This is a genomic window from Hoylesella enoeca JCM 12259 (genome assembly GCF_000613405.1).
Classification (GTDB): domain Bacteria; phylum Bacteroidota; class Bacteroidia; order Bacteroidales; family Bacteroidaceae; genus Prevotella; species Prevotella enoeca.
In genome coordinates, this window is sequence record NZ_BAIX01000015.1 from 38,300 (window position 1) to 53,967 (window position 15,668).

The following is a 15,668-nucleotide window of genomic DNA, read 5'->3' on the forward strand; positions in this document are numbered from 1 at the left end:
AATAAGACAATGGCTAAAGAAAAAAAGTTTATCACTTGTGATGGTAACGAAGCCGCCGCTTATGTGAGCTATATGTTCTCCGAAGTGGCTGCCATTTATCCCATCACACCGTCATCTCCGATGGCAGAACATGTTGACACTTGGGCCGCCAAAGGTCGGAAGAACCTCTTCGGACAAACGGTCACAGTTCAAGAAATGCAATCAGAGGGAGGCGCTGCCGGTGCCATGCACGGTTCGTTGCAGGCAGGTGCACTGACAACCACTTTCACCGCATCGCAGGGTTTGCTGCTGATGATTCCCAATATGTATAAGATTGCCGGCGAAATGCTGCCGTGTGTATTCGACGTTTCGGCTCGTTCCATTGCTACACATGCACTCTGTATTTTCGGCGATCACTCGGATGTAATGGCTTGCAGACAAACAGGCTTCGCGATGTTCTGCTCAGGTTCTGTGCAGGAAGTGATGGACCTCACAGCTGTTCCTCATTTAGCAACACTCAAAACGAGTATTCCTTTTGTTAATTTCTTCGACGGTTTCCGCACATCTCACGAATATCACAAGATCGAAATGATCGATCAGGAAGAGATTGCCAAACTCGTTGATCCGGAAGATATCAAACGGTTCCGCGATCGTGCACTCTCGCCCGAACGCCCAGTTACACGCGGTACGGCAGAGAATCCCGAAACATTCTTCACACACCGCGAGGCTTGCAATCAATATTATAGCAATATTCCTGAGATAGTTGAGGATTATTTAGGAAAGATTTCTAAGATCACAGGTCGCGAATATCATCTCTTCTCTTATTACGGAGCCGAAGATGCAGAGAATATCATTATTCTGATGGGATCTGCAACAGAAGCTGCGCGCGAGGTGATCGATTATCTCAACAAGCAAGGCAAGAAGGTGGGTATGATCTCCGTACATCTCTATCGCCCATTCTCTGTAAAGCATTTGCTGGCTGCCGTACCTAAATCAGTGAAACGTATTGCCGTGCTCGATCGCACAAAAGAGCCTGGTGCAGAAGGCGAACCGCTCTATCTCGATGTGAAGAGTGCATTCTATGATGTGGAGAATAAACCGCTGATCGTGGGTGGCCGTTATGGTTTGGGATCTTCGGATACCACACCGGCACATATCATTGCCGTATTCAACAATTTGGAATTGCCCGAACCCAAAGATCATTTCACCGTAGGTATTGTGGATGATGTTACATTCACGTCTCTACCCCAGGTTGAAGAGATTCCGATGGGAGGTGAAGGTATGTTTGAGGCGAAGTTCTATGGTCTTGGTGCAGACGGAACGGTGGGCGCCAATAAGAACTCGGTGAAGATCATCGGAGATAACACCGACAAACATTGTCAGGCATATTTCTCTTACGACTCCAAGAAATCGGGCGGCTTCACTTGTTCTCACTTGCGTTTCGGAGACACGCCGATTCGGTCTACTTATCAGGTGAATACACCGAACTTTGTGGCTTGTCATGTGCAGGCTTACTTGACAATGTATGATGTGATTCGCGGTTTGCAGAAGAACGGAACATTCTTGCTCAATACGATTTTCGAAGGTGACGAACTCGTGAATTTCATTCCGAATCGGATCAAACGTTATTTTGCAAAAAACAATATTACCGTTTACTATATCAATGCTACAAAGATAGCACAGGAAATCGGCTTGGGTAATCGTACCAATACGATTCTGCAAAGTGCATTCTTCCGTATTACGAAAGTGATTCCCGTAGAATTGGCTGTGGAACAAATGAAGAAATTCATTGTCAAATCTTATGGAAACAAAGGACAGGATGTGGTCGACAAGAACTATGCAGCGGTTGATCGCGGCGGTGAATATAAGCAATTGACCGTAGATCCGGCTTGGGCTAACTTGACTGACGAGCAAACTGATCCCGAAACTCACGTTCCTGCTTATATCAAAGAGATCGTTCGGCCCATCAATGCACAGTCGGGCGACCTGCTGAAAGTCTCCGATTTCGTCAAATATGATATGGTTGACGGAACGATGAAGAACGGTTCGTCGGCATTCGAGAAGCGTGGTGTAGAGGCATTCAATCCCGAATGGACATCCGAAAACTGCATCCAGTGTAACAAGTGTGCGTATGTTTGTCCTCACGCTTGTATTCGTCCGTTCGTGCTTGATGATCAAGAACTCAAAGGTTTCGATGACAATACACTCGAAATGAAAGTTCCCAAACCCATGGCCGGCATGCACTTCCGCATTCAGGTGAGTGTGCTCGACTGTGTGGGATGCGGTAACTGTGCCGATGTATGTCCCGGAAACAAGAATGGAAAAGCCCTGGCGATGGTTCCATTCACACACGACGAAAAACAGATAGCCAATTGGAATTATCTTGTAAAGGACGTCAAGAGCAAACAACATCTCATCGATATCAAGAGCAATGTGAAGAACTCGCAGTTTGCCCAGCCGCTTTTCGAATTCTCGGGCGCATGTTCGGGTTGTGGTGAAACACCTTATGTGAAGCTGGTTTCTCAACTTTTCGGCGATCGCGAGATGATTTCCAACGCCACGGGGTGTTCGTCGATTTATTCGGCATCTATACCTTCCACACCTTACACGACCAATGAAGCCGGGCAAGGTCCTGCTTTCGACAACTCGTTGTTTGAAGATTTCTGTGAGTTTGGTTTAGGTATGACGCTTGGCAATAAGAAGATGAAAGAGCGCATTTCTGTACTTCTCAATGAAGCGATGGCGAAAGACGGCACTTCTGCCGACTTCAAAGCAGCTGCTCAAGAATGGCTCGACGGCAAAGACAACGCTGATGCTTCTAAACTCGCAGCAGCTAAATTGAAACCGCTTATTGCCGCCGGTGCAGAACAAGGATGTGAGATTTGCAAAGAACTCAAAACTTTGGATCACTATCTCATCAAGCGTTCGCAATGGATTATTGGTGGTGACGGTGCTTCGTATGATATCGGTTACGGCGGTCTCGACCATGTGATTGCATCGGGTGAAGATGTCAATATTCTTGTGCTCGACACCGAAGTGTATTCGAATACGGGCGGACAGAGTTCCAAGTCGACACCGCTCGGCGCCATCGCACAGTTTGCTGCACAAGGCAAACGCATTCGCAAGAAAGATCTCGGATTGATGGCAACAACTTATGGCTATGTTTATGTGGCTCAGATTGCCATGGGTGCCGATCAAGCACAAACGTTGAAAGCTATTCGCGAGGCCGAAGCTTATCCCGGTCCGTCATTGATCATCGCTTATGCACCGTGTATCAATCATGGTTTGAAGATCAAAGGCGGTATGGTAGGAGCCAAGCCGAGGAAGGACGTGCCGTTGAATGCGGTTACTGGCACTTGTGGAGATATAATCCTCAGCTTGCAGACGAGGGCAAAAATCCATTCTCGCTCGATTCGAAAGAGCCAGATTGGACGAAGTTCCGTGATTTCCTCTTGGGCGAGGTGCGTTATCTCTCCGTGCAGAAAGCCTATCCCAATGAGGCCGACGAACTCTTTGCCGCTGCCGAGCAAATGGCTAAACTCCGTTACAAGAGTTATGTTCGCAAGACAAAAGAAGATTGGAGCAACGAGGCTTAGGGCTTGTCTGATCTTTTGATTATAATAAAAGACTCCTCGATATCATCATTGAGGAGTCTTTTTTATACCCTTTCGCATTTGATTTTAGCGTTATATGTTTTGCTGTTCGTATAACTTCGCGTAATTTTGCAGCATGATTTATCCGAATAATTTTGAGCAAAAAATAGGCTTCGACGATATTCGTGCGATGCTGAAAGAGCATTGTCTGTCGTCGTTGGGTAAGGAAAGAGTAGACCAAATTGCATTTTCCACGGATGTCAATATCATTAACGAGTGGCTGGAACAGGTGCGGGAATTCAGGCGATTGCAGGAAGAAGCCGATGATTTTCCGCTGCAATACTTCTTCGATGTACGTCAGGCTGTGGCGCGAATCCGACTTGAAGGCACTTATATGGAGGCCGGTGAACTATTCGATTTGCGTCGCTCGCTCGAAACGATACACCTAATCGTGCGCTATCTTAACCGTGCGGAGGAGTCTGTCGACGAAAAAACGCCTGCGTATCCCTATCCCGCGCTCCATCGACTGACACAAGATGTGCTCACGTTTCCACAGCTGATACAGCGCATTGATCAAATATTAGACAAATTCGGAAACATTCGCGATAACGCTTCTGCCGAACTTTCGCGTATCCGAAGCGAGTTGGCCAGGACCGAAGGGAGTGTTTCTCGCGCCTTGTATAGCATCTTGCGGTCGGCTCAAAACGAAGGACTTGTGGAGAAAGATGTCAATCCCACGCTTCGCGACGGCCGTTTGGTGATTCCCGTTGCGCCTGCATTGAAGCGCCGCATCAGGGGAATCGTCCATGACGAATCGGCTACCGGTCGGACGGTTTACATCGAGCCGGCCGAAGTTGTTGATGCAAACAATCGCATCCGTGAGTTGGAGGCCGATGAAAAGCGTGAAATAATCCGCATCTTGAAAGACTTCTCAAATCAGCTCAGACCGTTCGTCGATGACATCTTGTATTCGTATGATTTTCTGGCAGTTATCGACTTGGTTCGCGCGAAAGCGTTATTTGCAAGCCGATTAATGGCTTTTGAGCCTGCAATTAACGCTTTCCCACACGTCGATTGGATGCATTCCGTCCACCCTTTGCTGCAACACTCTTTGCAAAAGCAAGGCAAAGCGATTGTGCCGCTCGATATTATGCTCACTCGCGAACGTCGAATCCTGATCATTTCCGGGCCGAATGCCGGCGGAAAATCTGTGTGTTTGAAGACAGTTGGATTGCTACAATACATGCTTCAATGCGGCTTGTCGATTCCTGTTAGCGAACGTTCGAGCATCGGAATCTTCCAAAACATCATGATCGATATTGGCGATGAACAGAGCATCGAGAACGATCTCAGCACGTATTCATCGCATTTGCTGAATATGAAGAATATGATGCGGCAGGCTAATGACCGCACGCTGTTGTTGATCGATGAGTTCGGGGCCGGCACGAACCGCAGATCGGCGGTGCGATTGCCGAATCTGTTTTGCGACAATTCTGTAAGAAAGGAGCCTATGGCATTATAACGACCCACTATCAGAATCTGAAAAACTTTGCAGAAGACCACGACGGTGTTGTCAATGGTGCCATGTTGTACGACAGACAGGAGATGCGCGCGCTCTTTCAGTTGCAGATCGGACAGCCGGGTAGCAGTTTTGCCATCGAGATCGCGCGTAAGATAGGACTTCCCGAAGAGGTGATTCGCGACGCGTCCGAGATCGTCGGTTCGGCTTATGTGCAGAGTGACAAATATCTGCAAGACATCATTCGCGACAAGCGTTACTGGGAAAACAAGCGCCAAACCATTCATCAGCGCGAGAAAGAGATGGAGAAAACCATCGAAAAATACGAAAACGACATCAGCGAAATTGAGCAAAATCGCAAGGAAATTCTGCGTAAAGCCCGCGAGCAAGCAGAAGATTTGCTGCGCGAAAGCAATCGAAAGATCGAGAATACGATACGTGAAATTCGTGAGCATCAGGCCGAAAAAGAAGAGACCAGACGCATTCGAGAGGAGTTGAATAGTTTCAAAGAAGAGATCCAAAAAGTCGACACGAAAGACAACGACGAGAAAATCGCTCGAAAGATGGCGCAGATTCAGCAGCGCAGAGAGCGCCATGAAAAGCGCAAACGAGAGAAAGCCGAAGACCAACGACGTACTACCGAAGCAATCAAAGCTGCTGTGCTGGCTAAGAGTTCGACGGCTTCGACCGATTTCGAAGTCGGTGATGCCGTGCGCATCAAAGGTCTTTCGTCGGTTGGGAAAGTCGAATCCGTCGATGGGAAAATGGCAGTCGTTATCTTTGGCGACATGCGAACGAAAATGCGCAAAGACCGTTTGGAACACGTGACGACAACCGAATCGAATGAGACCGAACGTTCATTGCAGCCTTATTCCATCAGTCGGTCAACGCGCGAAACCATCGATAGTCGTAAACTGAACTTCAAACAAGATCTGGATGTGCGCGGAATGCGAGGTGATGAAGCGCTTCACGCCGTGACTTATTTCATCGACGACGCCATCCTTGTGGGTATGCCGCGCGTGAGAATACTGCATGGAAAGGGCAATGGAATCCTGCGCCAACTCATCCGACAGTATCTTTCGACGGTGCCTAACGTCACGGATTATCATGACGAACATGTGCAGTTCGGCGGTGCAGGTATTACAGTTGTCGATTTTTAAGTCTTTGTATTGTGATGAAAGCATACGACCGAGAACGAGCAATCCATCGAATTGACGAACTGGCAGCGGCTAATCGCCCGTTTATTTTTGTTGTGAGCTATGACACCGAAACGGCTTTCGTCGAGGAAGTCGATGCAATTGATGCGCGCGAATGCCTATTTGCGTTCCCCGGACGGGATAATATTCCTGCCGATGCGACCTTTGCTGAGCAACCAGTGATATGGAAAGCCGATCTTCCTACACAACAGTCTTACGCTCGTCAATTGCAGATCGTCCAGAATCATTTGCAAGCCGGCAACAGTTATTTGGTTAATCTCACCTGTCGAGTGCCCGTGGAGACCAACGTTTCGATGCGCGATATTTTCCTTCGTGCTCATGCTCCTTATCGGCTTTGGATCAAAGACCGACTCGTCTGTTTTTCACCCGAAACATTCGTGCGGGTAAATAGATATTCCATTAGCTCCTTCCCGATGAAAGGAACTATTGACGCTACGATTCCCAATGCTGCAAAAGTGTTGTATGACAATGCCAAAGAGGCGGCTGAACATGCTACGATCGTCGACCTGATTAGGAACGATCTCAGTATCGTGGCCGATCATGTGCACGTGTCACGATACCGATATGTGGAGCAACTTACAACCAATCGAGGCGCAATTTTGCAAACCAGCTCGGAAATTAATGGTCAGCTGACCGACTATTATCATCACCATCTTGGTCAAATGCTCTATACGCAGTTACCGGCAGGTTCTATCACAGGTGCACCCAAGCTCAAAACAATGTCTATCATTGCCCAAGCAGAAGACTATCAGCGTGGTTTCTATTCGGGAGTTATGGGTTATTATGCGCGAGGCAGAATGGATAGTGCCGTGATGATTCGCTTTATTGATACCGAAAATGGGCATCTTTATTATAAAGCAGGTGGTGGAATCACGGCCAAAAGCATTTGCCAAGACGAGTATCAGGAAGTTATTGAGAAAATATATGTGCCCATTTATTGAAACCATTGCCATCATCGGAGGTCGAGCGCGTCATCTTTCGTATCATGAACGACGGTTAAACGCTACTCGTCAACACTTTTTCCCTGAAGCAGAAACGTTGTCATTAGCGCCCATTCTTGCCGACGCACCATTGACAGAAGGACTTGTCAAAGCACGACTTGTTTATGATGAACGTGGACTCATCAACAAGACCTATCAGCCTTACACGATGCGACAGATCCAAAGTCTACAACTCATCCGTGCCGATGACATGGAATATCCTTTCAAAAACACTGACCGCTCGCATCTGAATGCGTTATTTGCACAGCGACAAGGTTGTGACGACATTCTGATCATCAAAAATGGGCTTGTCACCGACACATCTTTCACCAATGTTGCTTTGTTCGACGGCCATCGATGGTTTACACCCGACACGCCACTTTTGCCCGGCACGATGCGCGCTTGGTTGCTTGATCAAGGGTTTATCACGTCTCATCGCATCACTGTTAACGATCTCCCGCACTTTCATTTCATCTCTCTGATCAATGCATTGATTCCCTTAGGGAGGTGTATTATACCCATCAATCAAGTGATGAAATAAAAATAATTGATTGTTTGAAGATATAACAAAACATCGGCGACTTAAATATAGATTTTAAGTCGCCGATCAAGAGAGATTGTTGTCTTGTTATGTGTCACTCCAATATCTTCACCATATTGAATTCCGAGATCTTTCCGTCTGGACTGACTTTGGCTTTGATACGATATTTTGCCGCTTTTTCTTTGGTCGGATCGGTACGTTCGATTTGCTGCTCGACCGAAAATTGAACTGTATATTCATATTGATTGTCACCCACTTCTTTTTTGTCGATCTTATAATCTTTATTGATGCGCCAGTTCATTGTCATGATGTCTTCCTTGTAGAGCTTTTGCAGCAAAGAAGCTACATCGGCTTTAGTGGCATCAGCTTTGCCTAAGAATGAGGTGAGGAATGTGCTGACGGTAGAAGTCAAACCTTCTTCGTCCTTGCTGGTGATACTTTGGAAGAATCGGCGGAAGATCGTATTGATAGCCGATTGCTCTTCGGGCTGCACCGTCTTGGCTTTCAAGGCATTCAATGCATCGGTTGCTTCGTCGATATGATCACCGTCGGCATGCTCCCGAAGATAATCGTTATAAGACATTTGCGTGTTTTCTGCCTTGGCCTGCAACCAATCGAGCGAATCGATTTTGTGTAGAGCATCCGCCTTGTGAGGGCTATCGGGATGCTTAGCCAGATAGACTTCAAGATCGCTCTTGGATCCGCTGACCACAGCATTGGTCCAATCTTGATCCGTCTGTTGAATCTTTTGTAGATGGGCTTGAATAGAGTCTCGGTGGGCTTCGGGCGCATCTTTATAAGTGTCGAGGTAACTTTGTAACACCAATGGGTCACTGCTAACCATCGCATAATCATAGGCCTCGCGCTCTTTGCTGGTTTTCGCGTCGTTGTAAAAATAGAAACAGACGGCGCATACGATCAAGGCCAAGATAAATGAAACGATGAGCACAGCATGACCTTTCTTCTTCGGCTCACTGATTAACGGACTTTCGGACGATGACTGACCGTTAGTCGGAAACTCATTCACGGTCTTTGGCGACACATTTAACGGTTGTTCATCGGACTGTTCTGTTACTGGTTGTTTGTCAGGAGCATACGAAATCTCTTCAGCACGCGGCGTAACATTCGGCGTGAACGTGACATGGTGACAGTTGGGACACGCTGCTTGATCTTTGAAATACACCTCGCCGCATTGCGGACATTTAACGGTTTTACCGGCGATCTCCACGCCGCAGGACGGGCACACAGGTGCTTTGTCGCTCACTTGATGACCGCATTCGGGACATTTAATAATTGCCATATTCGTAATGATTCGTTAATTCTGTTATTTTCTTATGTCAGTGATTATCGGTGTCGGAATCGAATCTCGCGCAACTTATGGTTGCCCATGAACCGACTTTTGTCCACATAGCCGTTGATTCCATTAATTTGGCCTTTTCCTGTGTACTGCCACATCTCAAAATCGCGACCATCTTGCAGCACGGGTTCACGCAGAGTGTATTGCGCAATCATCAATTTATAGTCGTTGATTTTGCCTACCAAATGGCGATTATAGAAGTTGGTAAACGTATAAAGCAGTGGTTTCTGCTTGTAAGCTTTCTCTACCAAATCAATAAATTTGAATAAAGAATCGCAAAATTCGCCTGTGCTGAGACCGCTGGTAGTCTCTATATCGATCATCGGAATCAAATCTTGGTCTCCAGGCAGGCACTGTGTCATGAAGTTTCCCAGTTGTTTTTGCTGTTCAATCTTAGGCCGATAGAAATGGTAAGACCCCACTTTGAGTCCGTATTGATGGGCCAATTCGATGTTGCGCACATACTTGTCATCACGATTATCGCCACCTTCCGTTGCTTTTAAATATACATAGGCCATCTTGGTATTATCACCAATAATTTCCCAAAACACATTACCTTGATAATGACTGAGGTCAATGCCATGAATATGCGAGCAGGTATCTTCGCACTGGACTTGGCTGTTTTGCGCACTTACAGATATAAAAGAAAACAGACTTAATATGATGACTATGACTCGATTCATAGTCGCAAAGGTAGCAAAAAGCTAAGATACGGTAAAGTTAGGTGTTTGGTTTTTTATAAATATTAAGTTTTTACTCCTCTATCTCTGATAGCGAACGGGTAAAATTAGCCACGAAGCTGCTCACAGTTTCTATCGGGGCATACCGAACATAACGAATGCTGCGGTGGAGATTACGTCTGAATACAGCAGAGTTGTTTCGCACAAAGCCAGTCCGGCTCTGCTTGAAATGCCACTCTTCGGTCATTGTTTCACCACTTGTTTCGAGTGTTTTGAGAGCCAAATAATTGGCTCTTGGTTCAATTTTGTCTACAAATGGAATTTCAGCTTGCTCGAATTGAAAAAATGAAATGAGAAGACTTCCTTCCAAACGAGCCATTCGGCGAAGATGAAGTCTCAACAACCAACTGTCTAATTTCACAAAATCCACTTTATCACCGCGTGTTCGCAGGAAAACACCCAATTCTAAAATGTCGTGCAAAGAGATGCCTCGATTGAGGAGTGCATAAGTGTTGCGAACAATGATATTGAGTAATTTGACAGTCTCGATGGATGCATCCATCGCGTGGCGTTCATTTTCTTGAATGGTTTTTAATCGCTTATTCAATAGGGTATTGCCCATAACGGTAGGCAATTGATATATTTGCGAGGTATCGGAAATATCGAATAAGTCGGTCAAAAGTGTAGAAGGGAGGTTCATTCCCTCATCATACTGATGATTTTTAATACCTTTTTGGACTATCGATACCACATTTTGGTTTTTAACCAAACGTATCAATCGATCCCATTTGAATGCTGACATCGGTTCCAAAGATTCAAACTCGTTGAGCGCTCCTGATCTAAGGAGTCGGAAGAGATTGCGTTTGATGACGTCAGTTTTCATTGATGAATTGGTGGAAAATGAACACAAACAAAATAGCTCGGTCCTATTTATAGTTGAGTACGCCGATAATAGTCTACGTTTTCTTTGAGAAGCAATTCTATCGGCATGTAATTCACAGGCTCTACTTCCTTTTTCAACACGATGGCTCGGAATAAAGTGTCTACGCATGAATAACCTTGCATATAAGCATGTTGAGCAATGAGAAAAGAGATACTGCCTTGTTTGAGACACTCCATATTCTTACCCACCATGTCATAACCCATGATTTGAATGTCGCGTCGATTCGTGCGCAACAGAAAAGTACCGACAATATGCGCCTTAGAGTTGAACGTTATACAATGATGTAATTGTGGATGGGCTGTGAAAAAGTCTTCCAGTATGGCATCATAATTCTTGCGTTCATATTCAAGAGGAAGATTGAGTTCAATGATTTTGATATGAGGGAAATGTTCGCGCATGTAATGCCGGAATCCCACTTCACGGTTTTCTTGTTGTCTACTTACCACTTTTCCATCTTTCATTTGCTTCATGAGCATGATCTCTTTTTCGCCCGACGCTACGAGCATCAATACTTTTGCGGCAAACGAACCGCTGCTGAGAGAATCTTGTCCATAAAAAGAAAGTGGTCGAAGATCTGGCATATTCGAGTCTAAAAGCACGAAAGGAATGTTGCGTTGATGCAGTTTGTCCGTGAATTGACGCGTTATTTCCAGTTCGGCAGGTACAATAATCACACCGTCAGGAGCAGAATCGAGACATTCGTTATATTTTTTTGTAAACGAAAGCGTGTCAAATCGTTTATAAAACATGATCTTCACACTGATTTGGAAATCGCGCATTCGCTCGCAAGCTTTCATTGCTCCCTCTTCGATTTCCTCCCAATACGCCTCGGATTCATGCTTGGGCATCAACAGATAGAAAGTATATGACTTGTTGTAAGCTAATGCACTGGCATACATATTGGGCTGATAATCCATTTCTGCGAGAGCTTTCTCTACTTTCTCACGGGCCTTTTGCGATACATTTGGGCGTTTATGTAATACCCGGTCTACGGTTCCGACAGAGACACCAGCTCTTTCCGCAATATCTTTAATTCGAATTTTTTCGTCCATATTATCATGATTTTCAGTGGCAAAAGTAGTTATATTATCTGGAATATGAAAGAATGAGAAAGCAAATATAGCTCATTTCACTAAGGAAATAGCCTAAATCCTTGCCCGATGTAGTGTGAGACAGGTCCAATTATCTTCTATTCGCCTACCTCTTTCTATCAGATTAAATTCTGAAGCTCGCTTCAATAAGAGCACAGAATCGGCTTGATAAAAGCCACTCAATATCAGGATACCATCTCTATTCATAACGCGTGCGAAAGCTGGCATATCTTTGAGGAGAATGTTGCGGTTGATATTGGCCATGATAATATCAAAAGTCTCATCCAGATTGACCAATACACTCACATCGCCTGACACCACTTTGATATTCTCAATACCGTTTAAAGCTGCGTTATGCTGAGTGTTTCTCACGCTCCATTCATCAATATCATACGCCAAAACATCCCTGGCCCCCAATTTAGAAGCCGCAATACTCAATATACCACTACCACAACCGCAATCCAATACACGCTTGCCCATAATCTCAGTATCTAAAAGACTCGATATAACTAACCGTGTCGTCTGATGAGTTCCTGTGCCAAATGCTTGCTTCACTTCAATTCCGATGGCGATGTCTTTGTGTGAAATATCAGAGAAAGTGTGTGCTGCATCATAGATCGTTATCCTATCTGCAATGTTGATTGGTTCGAATCCGGCAGCTTCCCAGGACTCATTCCAATTACGATTCTCCATTTCTTGAATCGTATAATCGATTTGAACACCTGGAATCGGGAACGTATTCAGTACAGCATTCAAGGCATTGCGATCGTACATCCTCTGTTGAATATATCCTTTTAATCCATTGTTTGTCTCTTCAAATGATTCGAAACCGACTTCTCCTGCTGCGTCTGCGAGTAGATCACGAGCTATTTGTATCAACTCTTCAGTACAATCGATTTTGAAATCCGCTACTAAATATTCCATCTGTTTATCTGTAAAGTCCTACCAATTACATCTTTTTGAGAATTGGTCTGATACGTTAAAAATGCGATGCAAATATATAAAAAATAGGAGAAAACCTATTTGCGTTTAGGGCTTTTCCCTATATTTGCATGGAAATAGGTGTTATTTTTGCAATGAAAATTTTAAGAAATGATGGAGAGGAATGTCAAATGAACAAGTTATTTTTAGTCTCAGTCTTATTGTCAATGCCGTCTTTCACAATGATGGCACAAGATGACGACCTCTATTTCGTACCGAAAAAGACGGTCGAGACAAATCATTCTGTTATTGATCGATTAGATCGGTCGACTTATTACATAGGGAGTGATCGCAATATTGATGAATACAATCATCGCGGCAAATTCAGAAGTCGTTATGGAAGGATCGATTCCGATTCTCTTTCGGATGGTATGATCGGTTACCGCAATGGTAAAGCAATCTATCCCGACACCATTTATGAAGATGAGAATGATTATGCTTATTGTCGTCGAATGAGTCGCTTTGATGGCTATTACGGCTGGTATGATCCTTGGTTCTACGGCCATTGGGGTTACGGACCATATTGGTCGGCGCGTTGGGGATGGTATGATCCCTGGTATTATGGCTACTATGGCTATGCCGGATGGGATTATCCGTGGCGCGATCCTTGGTATTACGGGTATTACGGATATAGATGGCGCAATCCTTATTATTATGGTTGGGGATGGGATTATCCTTATTATCCCGACAGATATGTGGTTCAACGCGGTATCACAGGCACCCGTAATCACTCGGACGGCGTAAGTCCGCGTATCGAAGGAAGACGTGATTTCACGTTCGGAAACGGTAATCGAACTCGTTCTTTTGGTTCAAGAAATAGCAACTCGAGCTGGAATAGACAGGAGAACGAAGGTTTTGTAAATTCCATTAGGTCTCGTAGTTATGACAACAACATGCCTTCTCGCAGCTATACGCCGATGAACAGCGGCCGAAGTTTTGGTGGCGGAAACCGTAGTTTTGGCGGAGGCGGTAATTCCGGAGGTGGTGGTGGACATTTTGGAAACGGCAGACGATAGTGCACACATGCGTTTATTCAAGAACAATTTATATATTTAATGAATATGAAGCATTTATTTTTAGCGGTCGCAGTGCTATTTGCAGCGTCTGCCACCGCACAGGAAACATACGAGAACACCAAACTCATTGACAACGAACTCAATGGTACTGCCCGCTATGTGGGTATGGGAGGAGCCATGGATGCACTTGGAGCCGACATCTCGACGATCAGTACCAATCCGGCCGGTATCGGTCTTTTCCGTCGGTCAATGGCCAATCTCTCGTTCGGTTTGGTATCGCAACCCAATGTGAAAAACTTCGACTCAGGTCATAAAAACAATGCAAGTTTTGATCAGATCGGCTTTGTTTACGCGCTTCGCAATGGTCGAAATTCATTTCTCAACTTTGCTTTCAACTATCATAAAAGCCGCAATTTCGATCAGATTTTATCGGCTTCCGGCGCCTTATCGAATGCTTCACAAAACAAGTTGACTGCCATAAAGGCAAAACTCGAAGTCTTTCGTGATAATAAAGACGCTACTTACAGCCAGTTGGACCACCTTTATATGCAGAATTTGGTGAATACCACGATTGTAGGCCACAATAAAATTTTTGACTATTATAATGCCACCGATTACATATTCAACCAAGCCATGAGAGGATATATCGGCGAATATGATTTCAATGTGAGTGGAAATATTCACGATCGGCTCTATTTAGGTCTGACCATAGGTGTTCACGACGTGCACTACAAGCATTATGGAGAATACATAGAGACCTTGGCAGCCAATCATGACAACATTTCCAGTGTAGGCATAGCTGACGATCGCGAGATCACAGGGACAGGAGTCAATCTCCGAATAGGTGCCATTTTCCGTCCCATCGAAGGTTCGCCGTTTCGCATTGGTCTTTCCTTTGCCAGCCCAACGTGGTATGATCTCACGACGAGCAATTCCACAACCATCTCTACCGGAAAGAAAAATCAAAGTGTTGGTGAGAGTTATGACTTCAAAATCTTTACCCCATGGCGTTTCGGGGTGAGTCTCGGACACTCTGTGGGTAATTGTCTTGCTCTTGGTGCAAGCTATGAATATGCCGATTACGGAGTCACTGATACAAGGATCAATGACGGCGAGTATTATGATACTTGGCGTGATGCGTATTATGAGTCAAGCAGAAGCGACAAAGCGATGAATGATCATACCCAAAAGGTTTTGAAAGGTGTTTCCACATTGAAGTTAGGCTTAGAGTTCAAACCTTTACCCGATTTTGCCATCCGTGTAGGGTATAATTATCTCTCGCCGATGTTTGATCGCGATGGATTTAAGGATGGAACCATTTCGTCGGCCGGTACTTTTTACGCTTCAGAGACCGCTTACACCAACTGGCGGTCGACAAATCGCTTCACCTGCGGATTCGGATATATCATCGGTCAATTTAATTTCGATTTCGCTTATCAATTCAGTGCGACCAAGGGTGATTTCTATCCGTTTATGAGTTATTATGATAATAAGAATCCAAACGATAGTAACATCGCAGATGCAGTGCGTGTAGACAATAAGCGTCATCAATTGTTGTTCACATTGGGATATAGATTTTAAGAGCTATATGCCATACGATTGATTCATAGAAAACCAAAAACAGTGTTTCCGCCGCGGCGGAAACCTTCCCAGACAAAAAAACAATATTTCCGCCTGGGCGGAAAGGCAGAAAATCGAAAAAACAGCGTTTCCGCCGCGGCGGAAACTTTCCTAGACAAAAAACAACATTTCCGCCCGGAAGAGCAGAAAA

General features: G+C 45.1%; 9 protein-coding genes and 2 pseudogenes. 6 read left to right on the plus strand and 5 right to left on the minus strand.

What is annotated here, in order from left to right; genetic code table 11:
* Window positions 1-9: 9 nt before the first annotated feature.
* The 4 genes and pseudogenes from nifJ to JCM12259_RS06445 all read left to right on the plus strand — a co-directional run bounded on the left by nifJ (window position 10) and on the right by JCM12259_RS06445 (window position 7,829).
* Window positions 10-3,575 (plus strand): annotated as a pseudogene (nifJ, locus tag JCM12259_RS14230) (pyruvate:ferredoxin (flavodoxin) oxidoreductase).
* A 133-nt stretch (window positions 3,576-3,708) separates the two neighbouring features.
* Window positions 3,709-6,251: pseudogene (locus JCM12259_RS14235) on the plus strand (endonuclease MutS2).
* 14 nt (window positions 6,252-6,265) lie between these two features.
* Window positions 6,266-7,249, plus strand: coding sequence for an aminodeoxychorismate synthase component I (locus JCM12259_RS06440; protein ID WP_025065835.1), 984 nt, complete (start codon window positions 6,266-6,268; stop codon window positions 7,247-7,249).
* Complete coding sequence (locus tag JCM12259_RS06445) at window positions 7,233-7,829, plus strand: aminotransferase class IV family protein (protein WP_025065836.1); 597 nt, start codon at window positions 7,233-7,235, stop codon at window positions 7,827-7,829. Before JCM12259_RS06440 ends, JCM12259_RS06445 begins: the two co-directional genes overlap by 17 nt.
* Window positions 7,830-7,923: 94 nt before the next feature.
* On the opposite strand, the gene JCM12259_RS06450 is transcribed toward JCM12259_RS06445, so the two are convergent.
* From JCM12259_RS06450 to prmA, 5 genes are all read right to left on the minus strand, one after another.
* The gene (locus JCM12259_RS06450) at window positions 7,924-9,129 is read right to left on the minus strand and encodes a zinc ribbon domain-containing protein (RefSeq protein ID WP_025065837.1); all 1,206 of its coding nucleotides are present in this window, start codon (window positions 9,127-9,129) and stop codon (window positions 7,924-7,926) included.
* A gap of 44 nt (window positions 9,130-9,173) precedes the next feature.
* Window positions 9,174-9,869 (minus strand): glycoside hydrolase family 25 protein, encoded by a 696-nt coding sequence (locus JCM12259_RS06455; protein WP_025065838.1) that lies wholly within the window; start codon window positions 9,867-9,869, stop codon window positions 9,174-9,176.
* A gap of 70 nt (window positions 9,870-9,939) precedes the next feature.
* Window positions 9,940-10,749, minus strand: a complete 810-nt coding sequence (locus tag JCM12259_RS06460) for a hypothetical protein (protein ID WP_025065839.1) — start codon at window positions 10,747-10,749, stop codon at window positions 9,940-9,942.
* 47 nt (window positions 10,750-10,796) lie between these two features.
* A complete protein-coding gene (locus tag JCM12259_RS06465; RefSeq protein WP_025065840.1) occupies window positions 10,797-11,861 on the minus strand; it encodes a LacI family DNA-binding transcriptional regulator in 1,065 nt (354 codons plus the stop codon).
* 93 nt (window positions 11,862-11,954) lie between these two features.
* Window positions 11,955-12,824 carry a 50S ribosomal protein L11 methyltransferase gene (gene prmA, locus JCM12259_RS06470; RefSeq protein WP_025065841.1) on the minus strand — a complete coding sequence of 290 codons (870 nt, stop codon included), beginning with the start codon at window positions 12,822-12,824 and terminating at the stop codon, window positions 11,955-11,957.
* A 239-nt stretch (window positions 12,825-13,063) separates the two neighbouring features.
* Between prmA and JCM12259_RS06475 the strand changes: the two genes are divergently transcribed.
* The gene (locus JCM12259_RS06475; protein ID WP_234396570.1) at window positions 13,064-13,897 is read left to right on the plus strand and encodes a hypothetical protein; all 834 of its coding nucleotides are present in this window, start codon (window positions 13,064-13,066) and stop codon (window positions 13,895-13,897) included.
* Between the two features lie 39 nt (window positions 13,898-13,936).
* Window positions 13,937-15,478 carry an OmpP1/FadL family transporter gene (locus JCM12259_RS06480; protein ID WP_025065843.1) on the plus strand — a complete coding sequence of 514 codons (1,542 nt, stop codon included), beginning with the start codon at window positions 13,937-13,939 and terminating at the stop codon, window positions 15,476-15,478.
* Window positions 15,479-15,668: the final 190 nt, after the last annotated feature.